The 25,297-nt window shown below is 53.0% G+C and carries 21 protein-coding genes; 16 read left to right on the forward strand and 5 right to left on the reverse strand.

The annotated features are described in order from the left end of the window. The first annotated feature begins 165 nt into the window (after positions 1-165). Positions 166-744, forward strand: coding sequence for an NAD(P)H-dependent oxidoreductase (locus F4Y39_23470; protein ID MYC16698.1), 579 nt, complete (start codon positions 166-168; stop codon positions 742-744). An 88-nt stretch (positions 745-832) separates the two neighbouring features. Here the strand turns inward: F4Y39_23470 and ilvE are convergent, their stop codons facing one another. Genes ilvE through F4Y39_23490 form a run of 4 tightly spaced genes read right to left on the reverse strand, consistent with a single transcriptional unit; the run spans position 833 to position 4,715 of the window. Then, on the reverse strand, positions 833-1,729 hold the full coding sequence (gene ilvE, locus F4Y39_23475; GenBank protein ID MYC16699.1) for a branched-chain-amino-acid transaminase: 897 nt from the start codon (positions 1,727-1,729) through the stop codon (positions 833-835). A gap of 17 nt (positions 1,730-1,746) precedes the next feature. Beyond that, on the reverse strand, positions 1,747-2,451 hold the full coding sequence (locus F4Y39_23480) for a sulfotransferase family protein (protein ID MYC16700.1): 705 nt from the start codon (positions 2,449-2,451) through the stop codon (positions 1,747-1,749). Positions 2,452-2,479: 28 nt separating this feature from the next. Further along, positions 2,480-3,652, reverse strand: a complete 1,173-nt coding sequence (gene solA / locus F4Y39_23485) for an N-methyl-L-tryptophan oxidase (GenBank protein ID MYC16701.1) — start codon at positions 3,650-3,652, stop codon at positions 2,480-2,482. A gap of 10 nt (positions 3,653-3,662) precedes the next feature. Further along, complete coding sequence (locus F4Y39_23490; GenBank protein MYC16702.1) at positions 3,663-4,715, reverse strand: homocysteine S-methyltransferase family protein; 1,053 nt, start codon at positions 4,713-4,715, stop codon at positions 3,663-3,665. Positions 4,716-4,876: 161 nt separating this feature from the next. Here F4Y39_23490 and F4Y39_23495 point away from each other — a divergent pair, with 161 nt between their 5' ends. From F4Y39_23495 to F4Y39_23515, 5 genes are all read left to right on the forward strand, one after another. Next, positions 4,877-5,695, forward strand: coding sequence for a hypothetical protein (locus F4Y39_23495; protein MYC16703.1), 819 nt, complete (start codon positions 4,877-4,879; stop codon positions 5,693-5,695). A 16-nt stretch (positions 5,696-5,711) separates the two neighbouring features. Next, positions 5,712-7,217, forward strand: a complete 1,506-nt coding sequence (locus tag F4Y39_23500) for a sulfatase (GenBank protein ID MYC16704.1) — start codon at positions 5,712-5,714, stop codon at positions 7,215-7,217. Positions 7,218-7,221: 4 nt separating this feature from the next. Continuing rightward, a complete protein-coding gene (locus tag F4Y39_23505) occupies positions 7,222-8,088 on the forward strand; it encodes a hypothetical protein (protein MYC16705.1) in 867 nt (288 codons plus the stop codon). Positions 8,089-8,209: 121 nt separating this feature from the next. Next, the gene (locus F4Y39_23510; protein MYC16706.1) at positions 8,210-9,193 is read left to right on the forward strand and encodes a Gfo/Idh/MocA family oxidoreductase; all 984 of its coding nucleotides are present in this window, start codon (positions 8,210-8,212) and stop codon (positions 9,191-9,193) included. Next, positions 9,138-10,625, forward strand: a complete 1,488-nt coding sequence (locus F4Y39_23515; GenBank protein MYC16707.1) for a sulfatase-like hydrolase/transferase — start codon at positions 9,138-9,140, stop codon at positions 10,623-10,625. Before F4Y39_23510 ends, F4Y39_23515 begins: the two co-directional genes overlap by 56 nt. A gap of 5 nt (positions 10,626-10,630) precedes the next feature. Here F4Y39_23515 and F4Y39_23520 read toward each other — a convergent pair whose 3' ends face one another. Next, positions 10,631-11,533, reverse strand: a complete 903-nt coding sequence (locus tag F4Y39_23520; protein MYC16708.1) for a phytanoyl-CoA dioxygenase family protein — start codon at positions 11,531-11,533, stop codon at positions 10,631-10,633. A 96-nt stretch (positions 11,534-11,629) separates the two neighbouring features. Between F4Y39_23520 and F4Y39_23525 the strand changes: the two genes are divergently transcribed. The 10 genes from F4Y39_23525 (at position 11,630) to F4Y39_23570 (ending at position 25,221) form a co-directional block, all read left to right on the forward strand. Next, complete coding sequence (locus F4Y39_23525) at positions 11,630-12,958, forward strand: sulfatase (GenBank protein ID MYC16709.1); 1,329 nt, start codon at positions 11,630-11,632, stop codon at positions 12,956-12,958. Positions 12,959-12,974: 16 nt separating this feature from the next. Further along, complete coding sequence (locus F4Y39_23530) at positions 12,975-13,763, forward strand: phytanoyl-CoA dioxygenase family protein (GenBank protein ID MYC16710.1); 789 nt, start codon at positions 12,975-12,977, stop codon at positions 13,761-13,763. 91 nt (positions 13,764-13,854) lie between these two features. Beyond that, a complete protein-coding gene (locus F4Y39_23535) occupies positions 13,855-15,228 on the forward strand; it encodes an alpha-glucosidase/alpha-galactosidase (protein ID MYC16711.1) in 1,374 nt (457 codons plus the stop codon). A 75-nt stretch (positions 15,229-15,303) separates the two neighbouring features. Next, complete coding sequence (locus tag F4Y39_23540; GenBank protein MYC16712.1) at positions 15,304-16,080, forward strand: hypothetical protein; 777 nt, start codon at positions 15,304-15,306, stop codon at positions 16,078-16,080. A 6-nt stretch (positions 16,081-16,086) separates the two neighbouring features. Beyond that, entirely contained in the window at positions 16,087-17,199 is a 1,113-nt protein-coding gene (locus F4Y39_23545) for a pyridoxal phosphate-dependent aminotransferase (GenBank protein ID MYC16713.1), read from the forward strand. A gap of 45 nt (positions 17,200-17,244) precedes the next feature. Continuing rightward, entirely contained in the window at positions 17,245-18,015 is a 771-nt protein-coding gene (locus F4Y39_23550; GenBank protein MYC16714.1) for a sugar phosphate isomerase/epimerase, read from the forward strand. Positions 18,016-18,062: 47 nt separating this feature from the next. Further along, positions 18,063-18,806 carry an outer membrane beta-barrel protein gene (locus F4Y39_23555; protein ID MYC16715.1) on the forward strand — a complete coding sequence of 248 codons (744 nt, stop codon included), beginning with the start codon at positions 18,063-18,065 and terminating at the stop codon, positions 18,804-18,806. A gap of 21 nt (positions 18,807-18,827) precedes the next feature. Then, positions 18,828-21,854, forward strand: a complete 3,027-nt coding sequence (locus F4Y39_23560; GenBank protein ID MYC16716.1) for a TonB-dependent receptor — start codon at positions 18,828-18,830, stop codon at positions 21,852-21,854. Between the two features lie 18 nt (positions 21,855-21,872). Then, complete coding sequence (locus tag F4Y39_23565) at positions 21,873-24,248, forward strand: hypothetical protein (protein MYC16717.1); 2,376 nt, start codon at positions 21,873-21,875, stop codon at positions 24,246-24,248. Between the two features lie 10 nt (positions 24,249-24,258). Then, on the forward strand, positions 24,259-25,221 hold the full coding sequence (locus F4Y39_23570; protein ID MYC16718.1) for a PorV/PorQ family protein: 963 nt from the start codon (positions 24,259-24,261) through the stop codon (positions 25,219-25,221). Positions 25,222-25,297 lie beyond the last annotated feature (76 nt).

Raw genomic sequence — 25,297 nt, forward strand, 5'->3', positions numbered from 1 at the left:
CTGTGATAGATCTTAATAAAAAATAAAAAAGTTGTTTTTAAGGCTTCAATAACCTGTCCAAAAGAACAGGTTATTTTTGTACTCGAGAACGATGTATCGGAATCACAAAGATAATATTTTTTTACACATAAACATATCAACACGATTCTTTAAAGAAAGGTTCAGATGAGAATTTCAGTCGTCATCAGTAGTCTCAATACCGATAGTCGCAGCAGGATGCTCGCTGCCATGTGCCAAGCCGCTCTGGAGGACAAGGGTATTTCTGTTGACTTTATCGATCTTCGACAATTTGACCCACCAAATTTCGACGACGATGAAATCTATTCATCAGAGGTTTACCTATCGTGCCACAAAGTCATAGCAGCCGCAGATGCTGTTATATTGGCCAGTCCAGTGTACAATTGGGCGTGTTGCTCTGAACTCAAGAAATTTGTCGAGTATATAGGTTCCACGCCACAAGACGGTTCCCTCAGAGGAGCTTTCTACGATAAGATTGTAATGTTTGTCAATGCTGGTGGATTGCCGCACAGCTATATGGCATTTGCCTCGCTGGCAACGTCCCTTATGCTGGATTTCAAGTGTATTATCAGCCCGTATAACGTGTATGTACACGATGCCAATTGGGTTGGGGAAAATGAACTCGACGACAAGAGGAAGGCGAGATTGAATAAGTCGCTGGATGTGCTGATTGAACTTGCAGAGCGACTCCAGGACCGATCTTATACCTCGAACTGGGAGATTTGAAGATGTTTTGATCTAATTTACAATACCAATATCTCAAATCACAAAAGGCCGATGTTTGCACGTTGGCCTTTGTATTTTTTATGTGGCTCTAAGGAATGGGTTCGCCGTGTTCGGCAGTGTGTTTGGCGTATTGTTCGCGCAGGTGATTGGTGATGGGACCGGGTTTGCCGCTGCCGATGGTGCGACCATCTACTTCGAGGATGGGCGAGAGTTCGCCCATGGTGCCCGTGGTGAAGCTTTCATCTGCGGTATAGACTTCGGTAAGCGATAGGTTGCGTTCGGTAACTTCGATGCCCAGGTTGCGCGCGAGGTCGAGTACTACACCTCTTGTTATGCCGGGCAAGCAGGAATCCGCGTGGGGCGTGATAAGCGCCCCTTTTTTAACGATGAAGATATTGGTGGCATTGGTTTCGGATACATAGCCGAAGATGTCGAGCATGATCGCGTCATCAACGCCTGCGACATTGGCTTCTATTTTGGCGAGGATGTTGTTGATCAGATTGTTGTGATGGATTTTGGAGTCGATGCACATGGGCGGATTGCGGCGAACAGAGGCGGTGATCAGGCGGATGCCGTCAGAGGAATAAACAGGGGGTTTCCATTCTGGTAGCACAATGAGGCAGGAGCCGTATTGATTAAAGTGCGGACTCATGCCCGATGAGGTTTTTTTTCCCCGCGTGAGCGTGAGTCGGATATGCACTTCATCGCGCATGTTATTGGCTTTGAGGGTTTCAAAGATCGCGGTTTTGATTGCTTCACGAGAGGGGATATCCGCAAAAGCCATGGCTTTGGCAGAGTCGAAGAGGCGGTCGAGGTGCGCGTCGAGTTGGAAGATTTTGCCGTTGTACACGCGCAGGCCCTCCCACACGGCATCGCCGCCCTGGACCGAGCTATCAAAAACGGATATTTTGGCGTCTTCGCGCGGGAGCAGTTCGCCGCCGACGTGGATGAGGATGTTTTCGTTTCGCGGGTCGGGTAATTGGATAGACACGGGTACTCCGTTTACTCAGCTTTGATGGCATGTGCATAAAGCTGGTCGTAATAGGGTTGGCATTCTTCGAGGAGGGGTCGCAAACGATCGGGAAAGGGTTCGGTTTTGGGACGATAGGGTTGAAAGCCAGTGGATTTGTGGACATTGTGATACCAGTGTTGCGCCCATATTCCGTCTTCGGGACGAGGTCCGGCTTTCCACGTGAGCATTACGAGATCAAAGGGTATGTTCAAGGCGTCGCAGAGTTTTGTGAGGACATGCCGTGGATTTTTGAGGAGTTCTCGAGAATCGAGCACGGGGTATTTTTGACCTATGGCGTGAAACTCGCTCAGGAGTTGGGCTTGCATTTTGTAGCCCGTGTCGCGCAGGGTGGGGATTTTGAGCTGGTTGACGAGCGAGGGGAGCATGTCAACGGGGTCGCGCGTGAGCAGGACATTGTGGGTGTGTTCAAAAAAGTCGTGGCTTATTTCGACGAGATGATGGGCCATCTGTTTCATAAAGAGCACGGGCCGATCACAGGGACCGAGGATGATATCGCGAATGACGGTTTCGCCATTGCATTCCATGGCGGCCATGACTTCGTTTGCGCCCGGGTGTTTGGCAGCAGACACCCGTAAATAATGACCGTAGAGAGGTTCGTCAATTACGCGGGTGTCTGACCGCTGTGCGAATGAGTACATGAGGGCGGTTGAGACATTGCGGGGACCGCTCCACATGTTTAGACGCAGAATATCGGCAGGCATATCACATTCGGAAGACGGGTTTAAAATTGGGATCGGTGATGGCATCGCGTTGTAGTGCGAAAGGTTCTATTGGATAATCCGTGTGTCCATCAATGGCGAGTTCGCTGAGGATTTTGCCCAGGATACCAGAGAATTTGTACGCGTGCCCGGCGCCTACACAGACGATGATCTGGGGATGCTCGGGGAGTGTATCAATTACGAAATGGCGGTCTTTGGGCATTGTGTAGAGACAGGTTTTGGTATAGAGCTTTGGGCCGAGGAATCCGGGGATGTTTTCTTTGAGCCAGGCTTCCTGGTAACGTTCGCGTTCGGCATCGGGGTCATAGGTGCGCGTATCGGTTGTCACTGCTGGACCGGATGCGTCAATGCCGACTTTGGTGGCGACTTCGCCATAGATGGGGAATCCGTAGATGGATTCGTCGGCATGAGAGATGAATATGGGGAATTTCCCAATGGCAAAGTCCGGCAGGTTTGGCGTGGCGTAGTATGTGACTTGTTCCTGGGTTACGGTGAGGGATAGATTCACGTTCACGCTGGCGAGCAGGCGATCTGTCCAGGCACCTGCTGTGACGATGAGTTTGCGGCATGAGAAGTTGCCCTGTTTAGTTTCGATTGTGACGCCGGTGTTGGTCGGGCGAATGCGCGTGGCTTCACAGTTGTCCAACATGGTGGCACCGCGATAACGCGCCATGGCTACATGGGTGGCATTTCCCCGACTTGCATCTACCAATCCGGTATCGGCCTGGTAGATGCCATCGACTTCGTATTTTAGATGGAATTGCGGAAAGCGTTTCACGATTTCATCGGCGTCAACGCGATCGTAGGGAACGCCTGTTTCATCCATTGCGCCCGTGTATTTGTCGATTTCATATCGGTAGGGGTGATCGACGGGTGAAAATTGGACGCTGCCCGTTTTGAAAACCATCTGGACGCCGGATTCCTCTTCGAGCGTATGCCATGCGGTGTACGAGGCAGGTGCCAGGCGGATGTATTGGGGGTAGTAATAGGTCAGGCGGATGATGCGCGAGTGATCCTGGGAGCCGCCGTGGTGATGACCGTGTTCAAATTGTTCTATGCCCAGAACGTCTTTGCTTTTTCGGCGCGAGAGCCAATACGCTGTTGCACTGCCTATGCCTCCACAACCGAGGACGATGTATTCGTAATCTGTTTTCATGGTCTTATATTTAGAGATTTTTTGCGTTGTCCAGATTGTATTTTTTCAGGCTTTTGTGGGTGCCGAAGGCATAGTGCCTGGACATGTCTGGCGAATAGCGACTGGCTTCTGGCGTGCGTCCGAGTGCTTCTGCAATGGCGCGAACATGATGAGGTGCGCCGCCGCAGCAGACGCCGAGGTAGCGGATATCCGCGCTGTATGCCTCTCTGGCAAATTCTGCCATTTCATACCGATTGCAGGTAAAGGGATCAAGCGCAGTGGGAAAGGGGCGGTCTTCGGGCAAGCGCGGGTCGCGGAGGGACTGCATGGTGGGATGATCAGGGGTGGTGCGGTAGGGGACGGGCAATGCCGCAACATGGCACGATACAGCTTGCCGAATGCGCATAACTGCGGGCATCATGGTCTGAGGACCTCGCGCGCAGTTAATACCGACGACAGTCGCGCCGTCTTGCTCTAATTGTTTGGCAGCGACTTCGAGGGGAATCCCGTCTCTGAGGTCGTCTTCTCTGTGCGGGGTGAGGGTGACGACGGCTGGTAGGCCAGTTTCTGTGATGGCTTTGAGGGCGATTCGCGCTTCGCCAAAAAAGGAGAAGGTTTCGGCGATGATAAAATCGACATTTGCCTCGGTTGCCCAGTTAATTTGTTCTTCGAACATGCCGCGAACAACTGAGTCAGATGCTTTGTCATTGGGATGCCAGATATTTGTGTTGCAAATATTGCCTGCGACCAGAGGTGGCTCTCCAGCGGCTTCGCGCGCTATGTCGTGGGCGATTGATAAGGCGTTTTTTTGAAGGGATTCGAGCAACTCTTCTTTGCCGATTAGACGCAGTTTTTCGCGGTGGGCGTAATACGTGAGGGCTTCGATAACATCTGAGCCAGCCCGCAAAAATTCGCGGTGTAAAGCGGCGACTGCTTCGGGGTGTTCTAAGACGACTTCGGGTACATAAGCTCCTGCCTGGAGATATCCCCTGCGTTCGAGTTCAAAGACATACCCTTCGGCGCATATTACACCGCTTTCGTCCAGGCGCTGCAACAGCCCGCGTTTTGGAATTTGTTTATCCATTGCTTGTCCTTTAACATGATGGATCAAAAGCAATTGCATGGTAGGGATTTGCGATTGGGAAGTCAAGGCAGAGTTATCTCGTTTGACTTAGCGTGGATGGCGTTATATTCTAAAGAGCGTTGGAAGGGAGTGTACGCTCAGAGATATTGGAGGATTCCGCTATGGGTTTGACCGAAGAGGAGAGATTTAGATTTGATTTGACGGGGTTTATGGTTCGACCGGCGATTTTATCGAAAGACGAAGTGGCGGCGATTGTGGATCAGATTGATCGGATTAAGCACAATCCCGAATCTTTACCTCCCGAACATCGCGCCGTTCCCGGTGGACCGGCGAGTGTGTTGATCGATCATCCGAAGGTGATCGATGTTTTGCACGAGATTATCGGGCCAGAGATTCGGCTGGAGGCGGCCGGGTGTGTTTGGAGAAAGAAGGGCCAATCCCATGGCGAATTGCACGGAGGGGGTCCGAGGCAGATAGATCCGATTTTTGGGTATCGGGTTCAAAATGGGCGCATCCATGCGGGGATGGTTCGGGTAATTTTTGAACTGTCGGGGGTGAACAAAGGGGATGGGGGCACACATTTTATTGTGGGGAGTCATAAGGCCAATTTCCCAATGCACGAGGCGCATTTGTCGTTGAAGGAGGGGGAGCGCAGTCCATTTTTGATGACGTATGAGTGTCCGCCGGGTAGTGCACTATTTTTTACAGAAAATGTGTGTCACGCAGGTCCTGTGTGGCAGCGCGATACGCCCAGGGTGACGATTTTGCACGCGTATTCGCATTTGGCGACGCACTGGCATCGGTTAAATATTCCACCGGTGGTGCTGGAAAATTTGCCCCGCGAAAAACAGGCTTATTTCAGGCAGCCGTGGATTGCGGATTTTAAAACTCGACCGGCAACACACAATACGATGGCGCGGTTTATTGAGGGAGATGATCCGGTTGTGGATACAACCCATCGGTTGGAAGTGGGGATTTGATCAAATAGGAGGAGATATGAAGGCAGTTGTGGTGATGTTTGATTCACTAAATCGACATCTGTTGTCGCCCTATGGGTGTGACTGGACGCATACGCCAAATTTTAAACGACTATCAGAGCGCGCGGTGACGTTTGACAGGTCTTATGTGTGTTCGATGCCGTGTATGCCAGCCAGGCGGGATTTTCATACGGGGCGGCCCAATTTTTTGCATCGTTCGTGGGGGCCGCTGGAGCCGTTTGACGATTCGGTGCCTCGCATGTTAAAGGAGCATGGTGTTTCGAGTCATCTGGTGAGCGATCATCAGCATTATTGGGAAGACGGCGGGTGCACTTATCACACCCAGTATAGCACCTGGCAGTTTTTCAGAGGACAGGAAGGGGATCTGTGGAAGGGGCAGGTGGCAGATCCTTCTACCGAAAATACGTATGGGCGAAATTCGGGTGAAGATGACCTGTCCCGACAGGATTTGATCAATCGGCAGTTTATGCGTCGGGAAGAAGATCAACCCCAGTCGAAGACGTTTGAGGCGGGGATTGATTTTATTCAGCGGAATTACACGGAAGACAATTGGTTTTTGCAGATTGAAACGTTCGATCCCCACGAGCCATTTTTTTCTCAGCGCAAGTTTAAGGATCTCTACGCCGAGCATTATCGCGATTACGACGGTCCGTTGCACGATTGGCCGAGCTATGAACCGGTGAAAGAGACGCGAGAGCAAATTGAGCATATGCGGTTTGAATACGCTTCACTGCTGTCGATGTGTGATGCCAAGCTGGGCGATGTGCTGGATTTGATGGATGAATTGGAGATGTGGGAAGATACGTTGCTGGTGGTGTGGACCGATCACGGGTTTTTGCTGAGTGAGCACGATTGCTGGGCAAAGATGTGGATGCCTTTTTATGAGGAAGTGGCCCATACACCGTTTTTTGTATGGGATCCGCGATGTGGTAAGAAAGGGGAACGGCGGGAGGCATTGGTACAGCCGTCGATTGATCTGGGGCCGACGTTGCTGGACTTTTTTGGTTTGGAGCCGACGGTGGATATGCTCGGCAAACCACTTGGCGATGCGGTGGATAACGATACGGCGGTGCGGGATGCAGCGGTTTTTGGGATGCACGGACATCAGGGCAATGTGACGGATGGGCGGTATGTGTATATGCGGGCATCGGCAGATCGGGAAAATCAGCCTTTGTTTGAATATACGTTGATGCCAACCCATATTCGATCTCATTTTGCCCCAGAGGAATTGGTGGGTAAGATGGCGCTTTCCAAACCGCTCAGTTTTACCAAAGGGTGTGAGGTGCTGAAGATTCACACTGGGCGGGATAGCAAGGGATTTAGTCCCAGATTGTTGAGAATCCATGATTTTGGGACCTTGTTATACGATTTGGAACAGGATCCAAAACAGGAAAAGCCTCTGGAGGATCCGGAGGTTGAAAAACGAATGGTGGATCTGTTGATTCAGGGGATGGAAGCATGTGATGCGCCCCCGGAACAGTATGTGCGGCTGGGTTTGAGGTAATCTACTGACCCCTATTCTGAAAGGAGGTCGCCGCTTGAAACGCGTTGGTTTTTACGATCTCGATCTGAATAATTTTCACTCAAATGTGTATTTGAGTGCGTTCAGGAATGAATTGAAGGACCGGGGATTTGAGGTGACGGGTTGTACGGGTATTCGCCAGAAGTCGAGCCTTGCATGGGCAGAGGAAAATAGGGTGCCCTATTTTCCGGACGTGCAGGCTCTGAACGATGCGGTCGATTATTATCTCGTTCTGGCGCCGAGGACTCCGGAGCGCCATCTGGCTATGTGTGAGGCGATTTTTCCATTTGGCAAAGCCACTTATGTGGATAAGACTTTTGCGCCCGATCTCGATACGGCGCAACAGATATTCGCGCTTGCAGATAAGTACCGCGTTCCCATACAGACTTCGTCTGCGCTGCGGTATAGCAATGTGCAGGATTTTGTGCGGGAAGCCGGTCCTCGCAAGGTGAAACACATGGTTGTCTGGCAGGGCGGGCGGTCTTTTGATGAGTACGGTATTCATCCGACAGAAATTGTGGTGAGTTGTATGGGCACGGGGGCAAAACGGCTGATGCGCCGGAGTAAGGGGAAGTACAATCAGATTTTGATCGATTTTACGGGCAACCGAACCGCGGTGATCAATATGAATGAAAAGCACAGGACGCCGCAGGCTGTTGTTGTGACGACGACTGAGGAGACGCGGTATATGGAGGTGGATCGGGCGGTGATTTTTCCGCGTTCTACCGGGGCGATTATGGATCTTTTTGAAAGTGGCAAGGCGAATATTCCGCGTCTGGAGAGTTTGCTGATTCGACGCATTCTGGATGTGGCGGAACGAGAGCGGGCACAACGCGAGTTTGTTGATATTTAGAAACATTCGATCCGCAGATGGACGCAGATGGACGCAGAAGAATGCAGATATCTGATCCGTAGGGGATGGAATATATCCTGTAGGAACGGGTTTCAAACCCGTTCACGTGGAGGAACGACAAATGGTTAAAATGGCGCAATACGGTACAAAACACGGTCACGCAGCCGGAAAATTGCGGTCGATGCAAACCAATGCTGAGGTGGAGGTGGTTGGTGTGTTTGAACCCGATGAGAGACGCCGCGAGGAGGTGGCGCAATCGGGCGGTTATGAAGGCGTTTATTGGTTTGAATCGGAAGCGGAGATGCTGGGCGATGATGAGATTGTAGCTGTTGCATCAGAGGGTGCAAATGTCGAGAGTCTGGATCAGACAGAGGCCATTATTCAAGCGGGAAAGCACGTGTGGTACGACAAGCCCGCTGGGGAAAATTGGGATCAGTGGCAGCGGATTATCGCACGGGCACGTGAGGGGGATTTGCTGATTCAGATGGGGTACATGTTTCGGTATCACGATGGGTATTGCAAGATCGCAGAGTGGGTGCATTCGGGGTTTTTGGGCGATGTGTTTGCGGTTCGAGCGCATATGTCCACGTTTCTGGGTAAGGCGCAGAAAAAAGTTGTCGCGGTGCATCAGGGTGGGGTGTTTTTCGATTTGTGCGGGCATCAGCTCGATCAGATTGTCCATCTTTTGGGCAGGCCTGAGCGCGTGACGCCATTTTTGCGCGAAGATATGTTCGAGGTCGAGGGTTTTACCGATAATGGAGTGGGTATTTTTGAATTTGAGCGAGCGATAGCCATTGTCGATATCGCGGCGCTGGAGCCGCGGCCCAACGCGCGTCGGTTTGAGGTGTATGGCACAAAGGGCAGTGCGATTATGGAGCCGATGGAGCCTGCGGAGAAAATCCGTCTGTGCTTGGACGAGGCGCGCGATGGGTTTGAAGAGGGTGTTCAATTTGTCGATGTGGCACAACAATCGCGGCAGGATTTGTACGATTTGGAATTAGAGGCGTTTTTACCGGCTATTCGAGGTACGCGCGCGCCGGATCGATCTTATGAACACGAGTTGCTGGTTCAAGAGGCTGTGTTGCGAGGCGTTGGGCGTCTTTAAAGATGAGGAGGAAACTGTGAACGTTATTTGTGTCATGCTGGATTCGTTGCGGGCAGATCACGTGGGTGTTTATGGCGACCGGGCAAGGACGCCGAATATGGATCGCATTGCGCGTGAATCGCTGGTGTTTTCAAAGGCGTATTCGGGATCGTTTCCGACTCTGCCGTGTCGGCGCGATTTGTTTACGGGACGGTGGGGGCATCCGTTTAATACATGGGATAAAATGGAACAGAATTTGCCCACGATGGCCGAGCGTTTTCGCCGCGAAGGATATACAACAGGGCTGGTTTTTGATACGCCGATGTTTATGACCCAGGGCAATTTTCTGGATCGCGGATTTGGTTCTATTTCGTGGATTCGCGGGCAGGGGGGTGAGCCGTGGATTAGCGATGCATTGGAGGAGATCAAATGGCCTGCCAGTGAGGATAAAGTAAAATCCGGGGTGATTCGCTATCTGGCGAATCAGCGCGGGCGGTTGTTTGAATCGGATTATCTGGGTCCTCGCGTGTTTACCGAGGCGATGCACTGGCTGGAGCGAAATTATGTGAAGGATGGTTTTTTTCTGTGGATCGATTCGTGGGATCCGCACGAGCCGTGGGATCCGCCGCAGTATTATGTGGATATGTACGATCCGGGTTATGAAGGCGATGAGCTTATTTATCCGTGTTATGGGTTCAGCAATTATATGACGGATGAGGAACTCAATCACGTGCGTGCACTGTACGCGGCTGAGGTGACGATGACGGATCGGTGGTTGGGAATGTTGTGGGATACGATAGATGTGTTGGGTTTAAAGGAGAATACGGTTTTTTTGCTGATAGCTGATCACGGACACTATTTTGGCGACCACGGATTGCAGGGCAAGCCCTGGGGAGATTGGGGACAACTTTACGATCCGATGATTCACATTCCGTTTATGGTTTATCATCCGGATGGAGCGATGGCGGGCAAACAGGTGGATAGTCTGGTGCAGCCGGTGGATGTGTTTCCGACGCTTTGCGGTCTGGCGGGATTGGATGTGCCCGATGGCGTGCAGGGGGAGTCATTTGCCGATGTTTTGTTGGGTAAGACGGTACAACACCGGGAGTTTGCAATTAGCGGGCGCAATTTGAATGATAGCTGGGGCACGGTGCCTGCTACAATAACTGATGGTACCTGGACGCTGGTGTATTGGCCCAATAAAGATCTCAAATACAAAGGTCCCAAACCGATTCGCACCGAGCGCTACGATTGTCGCAATATGCCAGAGCGCCGCATGGATGAGTTGTTTTATATGCCGGAAGATCCCGGTCAGGAAAATAATGTGATTGCCGAGCATCCCGAAGAAGCAAGGCGGTTGCACAGGGCGCTTTTGGAACTGATTGAGGATACAGAGACCGATCCGGAGATTGCGAAAACGTACTTGCCCGCGCCGGGCGATCAGTACCAGTGAGAGTTTCAGGATCGTAAATCTTGTCTGCCGTCGCCGCATCCGCCATCGCCAGCCGTGCGCACATTCGGTTGTCCCGTTATTTTAGTGCCTTTATAAGCATAAGGGTCTTCGCCTGCGATCATGATGATTTCCCGCATGTCTGCGGTTGCCATGCGTTCGCCGGGTTTCAAATTGCGCCAGGGGAGGAGGGATTCCGCGCTCATGTAGTGGTTGACGAGTACGCGACGGAAGCCGGATTTGGCGCGGTTGGGGAATGAGCGGTGGAGCAGGTAGCCGTGAAAGAAGACGAGCGCGCCTGTTTTGACTTCGACGGGGATGGCGTCGTCATCTGTGTAGGGGAATCGGAAGGTTTCATGGGCGCAGTCAAATCGCTTGTCGTGCTGTACGTGTTGAGGCCACAATATGCCGCGTTTGTGCGAGCCGGGAATGACCCACAAGCAGCCGTTTTCAGTCGTGGCATCGTCAAGGGCAAACCAGCCGCCCGTGAGCGACTGGTCGCGAGTGGGGATGTAGATTTCATCCTGATGCCATGCTTGGCCGGGTTTTCCCGCGCTTTTGATGAAGAGCATGGATTGCATGCATTTGACATTGGGTCCGATGACGCTGGTGAGGCCATCGACCATGACGGGATGGGATAGCGCGTCGTACATGATGGGTGAGATTCTGTGTACGTGGTGGATACACAGGATGCGTTTGATTACGTCGGCGTCGGTGTCGTCGGGCGAGACAGCGGGTAAATTGCCTATGTCGCCGCGCTCCCCTCGGCACAGGGCAGTGGTTTCATCGCGCAGGATTTCGACTTCTTCGGGGGTGAGTGCATCGGGGATTACGAGGTATCCATTTTCGCGGTAAAAAGCCACGTCGTCTTCGGTTACGCGAGAGGCGACTTTTTCGGAGATGGCTGCCATAGAAAGCTCCATAGAGATTGACTGATAAAGCAGGTTCGTTCTATAATAATCGGGTAGTAGGGCGTTGTCGTCAAGAATAATGCATGCTGCAAAACAATTTTTAAGGAGGGTTGTATCTTGAACAGAAGACCAAATTTTGTGGTGATTTTTTTAGATGATTCCGGATGGGCGGATTTTCGGCCATTTGGAGAGACGGCGTATCCGACGCCCAATGTGGAAAAATTGGCGGCGGGCGGGTGTTGTTATCACCAGTTTTACGTGCCTCAGGCAATTTGTTCGGCGTCGCGGGCGTCATTGTTGACGGGGTGTTATCCTGGCAGGCATAAGCTTTATGGCGCGATTCCGCCCCGGGCACGGGGTTTGGATCCGAGTTTTGCCACGATTGCTGAGGTTCTTAAACCAGTGGGATATGCAACGGGGGTGTTTGGCAAGTGGCATATTGGCGATCACGAGGATACGCGACCACCCGCTCGGGGGTTTGACGAGTCGTCGGGTTTGATGTATTCCAACGATATGTGGAAGTACCATCCGCAGAGCAGGCATTTTGATACTATGGAATTGCAGTTCTGGAAAAATGGCGAGATCGTTATTGACGATGTGTCGCCAGAGCAGCAGAAGATGCTGACGACCTGGTACACGGAGCATGCGGTCGATTTTATCGGGCGTCACGCCGATGAGCCGTTTTTCCTATATGTGCCCCACAATATGCCGCATGTACCGCTGTTTTGTAGCGATAAGTTCGACGGAAAATCGGGGGAAGGTTTGTATGCCGATGTGATGATGGAGATCGATTGGTCGGTGGGTGAGATCGTGAATGCGCTTGAAAAAGCAGGCGTGGCGGATGATACGGTTGTGGTTTTTACGTCGGATAATGGGCCCTGGATTTCTTATGGCAATCACGCGGGGAAGACGCCTTATCGCGAGGCGAAGGGGACGGGTTTTGACGGGGGTACGCGTTCGGCGTGTGTGATGCACTATCCCAATGGCATTCCCGCGGGTGAGATATCGCATCAGGCATTTTGTTCGGTGGATTTTTTGCCGACGTTTGCGAAGCTGGCGGGGGCGGATTTGCCGGATTATACGATTGATGGGGTCGATGTTTGGGATATTGTGACGTGCCAGCCAGATGCGACGAATTCGCATGTGTATTATCCGGTTTCAACTGGGCGAACTTTCGATGGGGTGGTCAGTGGAGATGGCAAGTGGAAGTTGCATTTGCCACACGATTATCGCACGCTTGTAGAAGCGGGCAATGACGGAGCGCCAGGGCAATACGATACCGCGCATATCGAGTTGTCGCTTTTTGATATGGAAAACGATCCCTACGAGACGACCAATGTGATTGACGAGTATCCCGAGGTGGCGCAAGAACTGAAGGCATTGGCTGAAAAGCATCGGGATATGTGGTGGGTGGAGAGAAATTAAAACGGGAGGTTTTGCGATGGGTATTTCGGGAAAGGAATGGTCGCCGACTTTGACGGAGAAAGAAACCGTGATGTTTGACCTGAAGGGGTATATTCTTTTTCCGGCTGTTTTGAGCGATGATGAGATGGCGCCGATTGTGGAACAGTGTGAGAAATTGCGTACCGATAGAGATTCTTTGCCACCTGAAGCGCGTTGTTTGCCGGGTGGTCCCGCGTCGATATTAATTGATCATCCGGCGATTATGCGGGTGTTACATACGGTTATTGACGATGAGACCGAGAAGATCCGTCTGGAAGGCGCGTTTTTGTCTTATCGCTTTAAGGGTGATAATCACAGGGGATGGACGCCGCATGCCGGGGGTAAGTCCGTGAATCCCAATTATAGCTATCAGTACCACGACGGGCGGATTTATTCCGGGATGACGAGGGTGGTTTGGGAATTAAATGGCGTGGAGAAGGGGAAAGGGGGGACGGCGTTTATTCCAGGGAGCCACAAGTCCAATTACAGGAAAAAGCTGCCTTTGTTCGACGATCCCGATTCGGGGGTGTGGGATACGTATGGCTGTCCGCCGGGTTCTCTGCTGGTTTTTTCCGAGGCTGTGCGCCATACGTCTTGTGTTTGGACGCAGGATGTGCCGCGGATGGCCCTGTTTTACGCTTATAATCACATCAATGTGCGCCATCACAAGCCCGGGTTTACTGACGAGATGCTCAATTCACTTTCGCCAGAACACCGCCGGTTTTTCAGCGAGGTGTATCACCCGCAATTTGATGGCGATGAATGGAAAAGGCGTCTGAATCGTTGAGTCGTTATAGGGGAAAGCACTGGCGGGGGAGGATAGGATGTCGTAAATTGTTCGAGAGTGCTGTTTTTCATGTTTTTATAGGGAGCGCGTAATGGCAAATAAGGTGACGATTTTTGGTGCGGGTAGCGTGGTGTTTTCACTCGGGCTGGTGAAGGATTTATGTCTGACAAAGGAGTTGAATGGCAGCCACGTTTGTTTTATGGATATCAACGAGGAAGTGCTCGATGTGATTTACGAACTCGGGCGGCGGTATGCCGAGGATTTGAGCGCGGATATGACGTTTGAGAAAACGACGAGTAGGGAGGCCGCGTTACAGGATGCCGATTTCGTGATCAATACGGCGACGGTGACGCACAATGAGTATTTTATGCAGCGACGGCGCAAGATGACGGCGGAGCTCGGGTATTTTTACGATAAGACCGGGATGCCCGAGTATCACAATTTGCAACTGATGCTGGATGTGGCGCGGGATATGGAGAAGCTATGTCCCGATGCGTGGATTTTGCTGGCGGGTAATCCGGTGTTTGCGGGGACGACATTGATGACGCGGGAGACGGGCATTAAGGTGTGCGGGTTGTGTCACGGGCATTATGGCTACGCGGGTGTGGCGCGCACGTTGGGATTGGATCCGGATGAGGTGACGTGGCAGGCTCCGGGACTGAATCACAATATCTGGATGACGGATTTTATCTATGAAAATGAGGATATGTATCCGAAGTTGGATCGATGGGTTGCTGAGGAGAGCGAGGCGTATTGGGAGCTGTTGGCCCGAGAGGGCAAGGCGATTCCTACGCAGATGTCGCGTGCGTCGATTCATCAATACAAGATGTATGGTTTGATGCCTATTGGCGATACGCCCCGGCGGGGCGGCTGGTGGTATCATACGGATCTGGATGCGCGGAAATACTGGTACGATCCCAATGGCGGTAAAGACACGCCAGCCGGGCGCGATGCGGTGCTGGCGGGTAAGGCAGAAAAATACGAGCAGATGAAGGCGGCGGCTTATGATGAGAAAATTCGGCCGGTTGATCTTTTTGGCGACCAGATGACGCACGAGCAGCATATTCCGATTATGAATGGGCTGGTGAATAATGTGGAAGGTCAGTTTCAGGTGAATGTCCCCAATCACGGCGTTTTGCCGGGTATTCCCGACGATGTGGCGGTGGAAGTTCCCGCGATTGTGAATAAGAAGGGTATTCAGCCTTTGCGCGTGCCGCCATTGCCAAAGAAAATTATGCTGGAGTGCATTTATCCCGATTGGCTCAATATGGAGCGTACGCTTGAGGCGGTTTTGTCGGGTGATAAGTCGATGATGTTATTTGGCGTGCTCGAAAGTAAGGAGACAAAATCATACCAGCACGGGTTGGAGGTGCTGGATGCGCTGTTTAATATTGAACCCAATGAGCCGATGAAATACGTGGAAAATATTAACGAGCATTTTGCTTGGCCGAAGAATTGGGCATAGGGCATCTGCAAAGGCTAAAAGGAAGGATCCGCATTGAAGTATCCACAGGGTCACACAAGAGCCGCTTGGCGGCCCGTGGGGCCGGACGCGTGCGCCGATCCGCTCGGCGCCTTGGCTCGGGCGGAGATACCGGCGATTCTGTTGCCCCAGGTCTGTACGCCAGCCGATTGCCAGCGGCTGATGGAACGCTTTGCCGAGTGCGGGTTGCTGCGCGCTGCGGGCGACGAGCGCACGCGCATCGACATTGGCACCAGCCTCGGCAACTTGGGCGGCGACCAAGAGGCGTTCTTGGCAGATGCGGAGGAGACGCACGCGCTTTTTGCTACCCTTTTTGCGGGTTTGCTCGACCCGGTGCAACTGCTCTATCGGCACTTGCAGGCGTTGGCTTCCAATAAGGAGGTTAAGACGGCGCGCGAGCGCGACGGGCACTTGTACGGCCCGGCCATCTTTCGCATCCACTACGAGACCCACGCCTATAGTCCGCACATCGACCACGTCGTTCTGCGCGAAAAGCGGTTCAACTACGAGGTGGCGCGCTTTACCCACCAATTTGCCGGTGTGCTGTGTGTGCAGAACTCGGATTCCGCAGGACCTGGGGTGCAGGCTGTGTTGCATCGCTGTCTGTGGACCGAGGAGATACAGCCGTATATCGCCGAGGGCCGTTTTCACGAATATGCGGCCGCGCATGGCGTGGCGCACTGCGAGGTCGCGCTCGAGCCGGGCGATTTGTATTTCTTCAATACGCGCTGCATCCACGAGGTCCCTGCGGTGCAGGGGGACGATCCGCGGGTGGTGCTCGCCGTCTTCATTGGCTATGCCGAAGACGACGACGAAATCTACGTGTGGTCTTAACCCGTGTTGCCGTTTACGCACATCGTCCGCGCCCTGCCAGCGACCGTTCCCTTTGTGCCGCCCGAGGCATTGGAGCGGGAGCAAGGGCAGCCGCTCGCCCTGCGAGTTGGTGCTAATGAGAGCAATTTTGGTATCTCGCCGCGGGCGCAGCAGGCCATGGTAGAGGCGGTGGAGCAAGTGCATTGGTACAACGATCCAGAAGGATACGAGCTGCGCTCGGCGTTGGCGGTGCGGCACGGGGTGGCGCAGGAAGAGGTCGTCTTGGGTGCGGGGATTGACGAACTGTTGGGGCTTTTGGTGCGCCTTTTTGCCGAGCCGGGCGACGCGGTGGTGACGTCGCTGGGGGCCTATCCCACGTTTAACTACCACGTCGAGGGGCACGGGGCGGTGTTGCACAAGGTGCCCTATCGCGCGGATCGAGAGGACTTGCCGGCCCTGTTGGACAAGGCGTGGAAAGTGCGCCCCAAGCTGATCTACGTGGCCAATCCCGACAACCCCATGGGCACCTATCAGCGAGCCGACGAGTTGCGGGATTTTATCGCGGGGTTGCCGCCGGATTGTGTGTTGCTGCTCGACGAGGCGTATATCGACTTCGCGCCGGAGGATGCCCTGTTGCCGCTGGAAGTGGAACGGGCACAGGTGGTGCGGTTGCGGACGTTTTCCAAGGCGCACGGCATGGCTGGGGCCAGGGTCGGCTACGCGCTGGCACACCGCGATGTGGTGGTCGCGCTCGACAAGGTGCGTAATCACTTTGGCGTCAATCGCATCGCCCAAGCTGGGGCACTTGCTTCGCTGGGCGACGATGCGTTCGTGCGCTCGGTGGTGCGGCAAGTAGAGGAAGGCCGACGGGAATACGCGGTGCTGGCGGCGGAATTGGGGCTGCAAACGGTGCCTTCGGCGACTAATTTTGTGGCCCTCGACGTGGGTAGTGGCGCGCGAGCGCGGCGGCTGATGCAGATGCTTTTGCAGCGCGGGGTCTTCGTGCGGATGCCGGGCGTGGCTCCGCTCGACCGCTGCATTCGCGTGACCGTGGGGCCATCCGCCGAGCGGCAAGCCTTTGCGAAGGTGTTGTGTGCGGTGTTGCCGCAATTAGATATTGGAGACGAAATCTTCTGTTGACAGCGTTTCAAGGGTTCTTCCGCTAAACGATAAAGGAGATCTATTGTGAAATACGGTATTCGAGATAATATGTTAAAAGCACCGCTGGAAGCGGTATTTTCAGTGGCGAAGGATATTGGATTTGATGGGGTAGAGTTTTGTGTTGGGCGAGACTATGGGGAGAATATTTTGTGGGAGGACGGCGGGGCAGAGAAACTGAAGGGATTGGCAGATGCGGCAGGGGTTGAGATTTCTTCACTGTCGCCGGGGGTGTTTTCGCAATTTCACCCCGCGCTGCCAGAAGCGGAAATACGCGCCGAAGGCGTTGAGATTTTGACGCATGTGATTGGGTCATGTGCGGCGGTTGATACGCGACATATTCTGGTGCCGATGTTTCCGCGAGATATGGATGAGTGGCCGGATTCGACGTGGGATCAACTGGTGGATGGATTCAAAGCACTGGGGGAGGTTGCGGAAGAACACGGCGTGATTTTGGATCTGGAGACGACCTTTAGCGCAGATCACCTGGTGATGATTTTAGACCGCGTGGGGTCACATGCGGTGAAGGTCTATCACGATACGGGCAATACGATGACGCGCGGACAGGATCCGGCTGAGGAAATTTTGAAGCTGGGAAGTGAGGGTGTCGGGATGATTCACGCGAAGGATACGGACCGACAGGCGCTGGGAGACGGGCGCGTGGATTTTGATTCGGTAGATGCGGCGATGCGCGAGATCGGTTACGATGGGTACATCGTTTTGGAGACGCCTTCGGGCGATGATCCAAATGCCGATCACGCGAAGAATCTGGCGTTTATCAAGAAGCTGGGGGTTTGAGCGAAAGAGATAACCCGTTGTGCTCCCTGGAAAGGAGGCAATATGATATGAGGTGTGGAATGTTATACAACTGTTTACTGTTAAAAGGAGGCATATCTATGAATAGATATTTGATGTTGAAGATGTGGCTACTGGCATTGTTGGTCGCGGTGCCGGTTTCTGCCCAGGAGGCTCGATACGGTGCTGGCGTGTTTTTTAACCGCAGTGTGCCCGTGTTGGGGTTTCACGAGCGGTATTCGGCTTCTCAGGTTTATGGTGCGGTGCTGGATTATCAGGTCAGTTCGCGCGCTACGATGGAGTTTGAATACCATCACATGACAATGGATAATGGAAAGATCGAAGGTCTGGCGTTTACATGGCCTATTGACAAGCAAAAATATTTGAGTCCAGATGCGAATTCCAGGTTTAATCTCAACAGTTTTTTGATCAATGCGCTGGCGTATCTCAATACCCGAAAGTCCGGCAGTGATTTGCAGCTTTTGCCCTATATCGCTGTGGGGGCGGGGTTCTACGATTATCAGGATCGGATTACTGGTCTGATTTATCCGGGACAAAAAGAGGAGCCTTTGAATGCGGATCTGATGCTGAATGATCGAGAGGATGAACATACGGCTCTGGGTGCGAATGTGGGGTTGGGCATGACGGTGGTGCAGGGGCGATTCGGGCTGGATATCCGCGGGCGTTATCACATGATTTTGGGTGATTTGCGTCCTATGGAGGCGTGGAATCTGCCCGGAGTATTTCCTCTTGCAATGTTCGATTTCAGGACGGCGTTCAAATTGTACTGGTAGATCTCAAACGAGGAGAGGATTATGAAGCGATTAATATTGGGATTTATTTTGTTGTTGCTGATGGATACATCGGCCATGGCGACAACAGCGGGGAAAATCACAGGTGTCATCACAGATGCCGCTACGGGTGAGTCTTTGCCGGGCGCTAATGTGGCACTCGAAGGAACCCGCAAAGGAGCGACTACCGATGCCGAGGGCCGCTATTTAATTCTGGCTGTAGATCCCGGCATGTACACCCTTACGGCGACGATGGTGGGCTATGGCACGGAAAAGAAAGAAGCAGTGCAGGTGATTGTGGATTATACATCCACGGTGAATTTTGCACTGAAAGAAGCGAGTCTGGAATTGGCCGAGCTGGTTGTCGTGGCGGAGCGCCCGCCTGTGGAGCCAGATAAAACTACGAGCAAATACGTGGTTTCCGCGGCAGATATTCAGGCTGTGCCGCAGGTGAGATCGACATCGCAATTGATCGCGTTGCAACCGGGTATGGCGCTGGATGGCACCAACCGCATTCGCGGAAGTTCAACGCAGGTGCAAACGGGTACGCAGGTGGGCTATTATATCGATGGGATTGAAGTTGATCGGAGCATGCTTACGGGCGTAAATACCACGGCTATTCAGGAATTGAGTGTGCTAACCGGCGGTATGAATGCAGAATTTGGCAATGCGGGGGCGGGTATTGTGAGTCTGGTGACAAAAGAAGGTCGAGGCAATTTCTCCGGTCGGGTGGAGTATAAGTTCACACCTGCGGGCAAAAAACACTGGGGCAGAGACGTTTATGAAAGCCCCGGGTTTGAAGACAACGTGCAATGGGACAATCCCGATTGGGTGAATGAAACGTATATGGATCCAGGACCGGATCGCGCGCTGGGAACGTCTGACGATGTCGAGCGTATGGCGCACGAACGCGTCGATTATACGGACAAGCGCGGACACCGCTTAGAAGGTACGCTGGGCGGTCCGCTCTCACGCGATTTTTCGTATTTTGCCAGTGTGAGTTATGCCCGCAGTCCGGCCAGGTTCCCGGCGGCTGAACAGGTATCGGACGATCCGCCACGCATGCAAGCTACGTTGACGTATCGGCCCGGTGCAGATATCAAGATTAAGGCGCTGGGGATGTATCAGCGGTCTGATCGGTTTCAGGGATCGACGCGCAATAATGCACAAAATATTTTCTTTCCCGAGGATTTTTCAGCTTCGGGAACTTACACCTTGTCGCGGCAGCTCCAGGTATTGACGCTGACACATACATTGGGCGAAAACACGTATTACGATCTGAAATTTTTCTACAACAAATACGACCGCGATGCGTTCGATGTGCCGGATGCCACCGAAGCCGTGCGCAAAGATAAGGCGGGGTTTTTCAATTTGCCCACGCTGTTGCGCGAATACACCGAAGAGGAAGATACGAGATACGGCATCAAATACGATTTCGTGAGTCAGGTCAATCGGTCGCACTTGATTCAGACGGGATTGGTGCTCACACAACGGTTATATCACCGCACGCGAGAAGATTTTGACAATACCAAGAGTCGTTTTCTCGAGTTTGTGGCAGATGGTTTTGAACTGGGCAAAAATGTGAAACCGTGGACGCTGAACCTGTACGTGCAGGACAAGATCGAGTACGGTGGTCTAGTCGCCAATCTGGGTTTGCGCTGGGATTATTACAATTTTGGGCGCAATGGCTCAATGGGAGAGGCGCTGGGAAAATCACCGATGTACAGCACGTTTACGCGGGCGCGGTATGAAATGGATCACCTCGATAGTTCGAAGCCAACGATGACGGCATTGAGTCCTCGCGTGGGGCTGTCGCACCCGATTACAGACCGTCTGGCGGCGCACTATTTTATTGGTCGAGCGAATGTCTTTCCCGTGCTCCTCGAGACCCATCGCAGGCAGTTTTCGAGCGAGGCGCCGGACAATGACCTCAACGGCAATGGCATGATTGATGAGACCGAAAAGTGGAATGCTATGGAAGTGCATACCACGGCGCGGCAGCCGTCCGATGGCATGAAACCCCAGCGCACGACGAGTATGGAAATGGGGGTGGATTGGAATTTTGTGGCCGATTATACGGCGAGTATTACGGCACACTATCGGCGCGATGAGGGATTGTACTCCAGAAACAACATTTCCTATTGGGTAGATCCCCTCAGAGGCCAATCCTCACAGGTCAACGCCATACGCAATACCTACTGGCAAACGGCGCGCGGCCTCGAATTGTCGCTGAAAAAGACGTTTAGCAATAATTTCCAGTTCAATTTGTCCTACAACGCCGAATGGGTGCGCGACCCGGGCGGCGTTCACTACGGAAAACACTCTGCGAACTGGTATGTGCTTCCCGATGCTGATTTTATTTCGGGCGGACACTACTGGACCGATTGGGAAGTGCAATCCGATGGTTCGGAAAGGCCCGTGCCACTCACATCTGAGCAAGTGGCTGACATCAGTGCCAAAGCCGAGGCAAATATCGTGTCGTGGACCGAGCAAGCGGGTTCACCGGGCCCCGGTGCAGGTCCCTGGCAGCCGCCTATTAAAACCAATGATAATGGGATATGGACAGCTTCAAATGGGCAGGTTTTTTCATCGGAGCCTACCGGTGGACAACGCAGGAATCAGTTGTCGCTTCAGTTGTATTATGCCACGCCGATGGCTTATGGTCCCAAAATGGGCACAATTAATCCATTTGGTGGTTTGCGCGTGAGCATGATATATCGCATTTTCAGCGGCGAGCCGTTTGAATATGTACCCCCGATTGGCCCGCGCGAATTTCGCACGGGTGCAACGGCTATGAAGACGGATCTGTACGCGGCCAAAGATTTCCGAGCCATTGGCAATTTGCGTCCCACGCTATTTTTGGAGGTGAGCAATTTGTTCAACGAGAGGAGCACAGAGAGCCGAGATTCGGATTTCACGTATATACAGTACGGCTTGCGGCTACCCCCGCCAGATGATACCGAGTTTTTGCTATATGGCGACCCGAGAGAAGCCACGCGCTACAGGTATCATCCGCGCGAAGTGGAAATCGGTCTGGAAATTCAGTTTTGAAAATTGGAGGATAGTGATATGAACAGGAAATTTCTCGCTGCTGTCCTGATCCTGATAGTTTTTGGATGGGCGTTTAATGTCTATTCCCTGGACACGCAGAATCTGCGGCAACTCACCCGAGGACAACTCTGGACCGGATTCCGCAATGAGGGTACTCAGGGCGGCGTCTGGGACGACCGGAGTTCTCGCGGCGCGCCCCGCTTGACGTATCCGGGCATGGGCAATGGCCTTATGCTCAATATGGCGGGTGCGGACTATATTGAGTATTTCGGCAAAAAGAACGGTTTTAGCTGGGCTGAACAAAAAAATGAGGCACAGAATTTGTCGGGAGGGGAAGGTATATGGGTGTTGACCAATGTCGGCGGCGAATACGGCGTGTCGTATTCGGGACCGTGGACGCCTTCGGCGGATATCGCGCCAATGTATTACGATATTGCCAATAGTCCCGAAGCCAATTGGGGATATCAGGTCGAAGTACCGCCTCATGGATTGGGTGCGGGAGCAATTATGCCCAACTGGTATCCCGGTGCTGCATTGCAAACCGATGCGCCGAGAACGGGCGTGCCCTATGAAGTCTTGAATCATCGGTGGGGCCAGTATATGGACGCCGATAAGGATGACCGCGCAGAAGATATCGTTTTTAGCAGGTGGACGACCAAACACGGTGTTACGATCACGCGCAAAGCCATGGCCTGGAGTTATCAGGGGTTTGACGATTTCTTCATATTGGAAGTGGAATTTGAGAACACGGGTGATTCCGATGGCGATGGTGTGGCCGATGTGAATGGCGGTGCAGGACATAATCTAACGGGGGCGTATTTCTCATTTGTTCAGGGCTTTACGGTGAGCATGTCGGGCGAGGGCAATTGGAATAGCATCGGATCTGGCATGCCCGGATCGTATCAGCCACAAGACGATCAATACCGCTATACGGGTGCGTCGAATTACGACGGACCTGCTGAATACGTCGATTTGAAGATGAATTATCAGTGGGATGGCGACAGTATCCAGCGTGCTGAAGAGGATACCGGGCAGCCCGTTTATCTTGAAAGCGTACACGGCAATGCAAAAAGACTGCCGGGCGGTGTGTTTGACGGGCAAATGAGATCGCCGCAGTACGTGGGCGTTGCACCGTTGGCCTATCGCGATAGCGGGCCGTCGCATGTGTTTAATGCCGACGATCAGGGCAAATACGTCAATCCAGTAGGCGAACAACCCAGGACGTCAAAGTGGTGGGAAACGCGCGATTTCTGGGGGTTGAGGACGGATTTGCCGAATTTGCAGAGCGATTCCGAGCAGGGCATTTACGAAACGTTTTCGGGAACAACCGATGCCAATCCAACCACTGTCAATGCGATGGCCAATGCACTCACTTTTGGGCCGTATAATCTGGCTGTGGGCGAGAAGGCCAAGATCGTGGTGGCTTATGTCGCCGGGACAGGCGCACAGGCGATATCCCGAGAAGGCCAGTCTGCGTATGCAGTCGATGTGCAGACATTTTGCCTGAAAGATATTCCACTGCCCGTAGAAGAACGATTGGCGCGGTTGAGCAAGGGAGAAGCTGCTCTTGTGGCGCATTTGAAGGCCGCGCAATTTGCGTACGACAATATGTACGATCTGCCCGATTATCCACCCGATGTGAAGTTTGCGCCAGGGGTCAATCAGGATGCCGAGATTACATTGACGTGGAATGATGCCGCTGAGTCGTCGGCACATCCCGATTTTGGCGATGCCGATGTGGTGGGATATCGCGTGTTCCGATCCGCCTATCAGGAATTTGGTCCATGGGAAGACGTGGGTACTGTCACTGCAGGTACCTCCGGATCTACCTGGGACTATTCGGGCGGTCAATACGTGTGGCGCGACAATACGGCAGTTGCCGGGTTCCGGTACTTTTACAATGTGCGGGCTTTCGCCAAACCGCGCAGTTCATGGAGCAATGGCATGTCGAGTATGGGTGATTTGCCCGAAGAAGTGCAGGGGCACTTACAGGCTGGACTCGAAGGTGGATATTCTGCCCCCGAGCAGCGCGTGAATCTGGATCTCAGTCCGTTTCAGCCGGGTCTGGCGCCGTCATGGCCGGAAAAGCGCGTGCGCGTGGTGCCCAATCCGTTCAGTTTGTCGGAAGCGGCTTATAATTACCAGAGTTCTAAAAAGATCCGCTTTCTGGGATTGCCCCCCAAAAGCCGCGTGCTGATCTTCAATGTGGCGGGCGATATTGTGGGTGAAATCCTGCACGACGATGCGAGTTCTGGCGAAGCGTCGTGGTTCCAAATTGAACGCAATGTGACTTCGCCTGATGTGGCCAGCGGAATTTATTTTTACGTCGTTGAATCGCTGACGCCCGAAAGTATGGGGCAAACGGTGACGGGGACGTTTTACATTTTGAGATAAGGAGCCTGACATGAATAAACGAATATTGCTGGTGCTAATGCTGGTGGTCGGGCTGATGACAGGACCGGCCTTTGCCCAGTCAGATTTTGGCGAATACGGTACGATTTTGCCGGTGAAGGGCCAGTCGTCGCTGGCATTTCTCAAAATCGGTGCATCGCCCCGTGCCGTGGCTATGGGCGAAGCCTTTGTCGCGATGAACGGCGGTATTGACGCGTCTTTTTACAATCCCGGCGCACTGGGATTTGTTTCGGGCGGCGAATACGCGCTGTCCTACACGCGCTGGCTGGTCAATTCGGGATTGTATTCGGGGGCATTGGCTTATAAATGGGGCGGCAATACGTTTGGCGTTTCCATTGTGAGTTTTGTGCCCGAAGAGGTGGAGGAGACGACGATCTTTCAAGCCACAGGTACCGGGCGCATGATCCAGGGCGGCGATACGGCCATTGGGTTTATGTTTGCGCGTCAGATGACCGATAAAGTGTCCTGGGGTGTGCAGGCGCGGTGGGTGCAGGAAGATCTGGTGCTCAAAACGACGAGTACCTTTCAGTTTGACCTGGGTATTTCGGCATATACGGGCTATCGCAGTTTGCGTATTGCTGCTGCCGCGCGCAATGTGGGTGCCGATATTACTGTGGAAACCGAGCAGTATTCACCGCCGATCAATTTCAATTTTGGCCTGGCAGGTGAGGTCTATGGCGAACAGGGCGATCCGACGTATTTGACGCTTGCGGCCGAGACCATTATGGCTACTGATTACGGTCAGCGGTGGAATTTTGGCGGTGAGCTTTGGATTTCCAATATGCTCGCATTGCGCGGTGGATATAAGGTCAACTACGACGTGGAGGATTACAGTTTGGGCGCTGGCCTGAAGTACGATTTTGGCGGGCGCGATATCCGCGTGGATCTGTCGTATAGCGATGGCGGCGTGTATTTCGATGCGCCGTTGCGCCTGGCTGTTAGTGGGTCGTTTTGATAGCGGTCTGTGAGTGGATCGCTGATAGATCCTGAACCACAACCGGTGTGTGCAGGGGATGGATACCTTGCACACA

The sequence above is a fragment of the Gemmatimonadota bacterium genome (genome assembly GCA_009838845.1).
GTDB lineage: Bacteria > Latescibacterota > UBA2968 > UBA2968 > UBA2968 > VXRD01.

Coding starts and splice junctions, on each gene's coding strand:
- F4Y39_23470 (MYC16698.1), top strand. CDS start 166: ATGAGAATTTCAGTCGTCATCAGTAGTCTCAATACCGATAGTCGCAGC.
- F4Y39_23480 (MYC16700.1), bottom strand. CDS start 2,451: ATGTGGAGCGGTCCCCGCAATGTCTCAACCGCCCTCATGTACTCATTC.
- solA (MYC16701.1), bottom strand. CDS start 3,652: ATGAAAACAGATTACGAATACATCGTCCTCGGTTGTGGAGGCATAGGC.
- F4Y39_23490 (MYC16702.1), bottom strand. CDS start 4,715: ATGGATAAACAAATTCCAAAACGCGGGCTGTTGCAGCGCCTGGACGAA.
- F4Y39_23495 (MYC16703.1), top strand. CDS start 4,877: ATGGGTTTGACCGAAGAGGAGAGATTTAGATTTGATTTGACGGGGTTT.
- F4Y39_23500 (MYC16704.1), top strand. CDS start 5,712: ATGAAGGCAGTTGTGGTGATGTTTGATTCACTAAATCGACATCTGTTG.
- F4Y39_23510 (MYC16706.1), top strand. CDS start 8,210: ATGGTTAAAATGGCGCAATACGGTACAAAACACGGTCACGCAGCCGGA.
- F4Y39_23515 (MYC16707.1), top strand. CDS start 9,138: ATGAACACGAGTTGCTGGTTCAAGAGGCTGTGTTGCGAGGCGTTGGGC.
- F4Y39_23520 (MYC16708.1), bottom strand. CDS start 11,533: ATGGCAGCCATCTCCGAAAAAGTCGCCTCTCGCGTAACCGAAGACGAC.
- F4Y39_23530 (MYC16710.1), top strand. CDS start 12,975: ATGGGTATTTCGGGAAAGGAATGGTCGCCGACTTTGACGGAGAAAGAA.
- F4Y39_23535 (MYC16711.1), top strand. CDS start 13,855: ATGGCAAATAAGGTGACGATTTTTGGTGCGGGTAGCGTGGTGTTTTCA.
- F4Y39_23555 (MYC16715.1), top strand. CDS start 18,063: ATGAGGTGTGGAATGTTATACAACTGTTTACTGTTAAAAGGAGGCATA.
- F4Y39_23560 (MYC16716.1), top strand. CDS start 18,828: ATGAAGCGATTAATATTGGGATTTATTTTGTTGTTGCTGATGGATACA.
- F4Y39_23565 (MYC16717.1), top strand. CDS start 21,873: ATGAACAGGAAATTTCTCGCTGCTGTCCTGATCCTGATAGTTTTTGGA.
- F4Y39_23570 (MYC16718.1), top strand. CDS start 24,259: ATGAATAAACGAATATTGCTGGTGCTAATGCTGGTGGTCGGGCTGATG.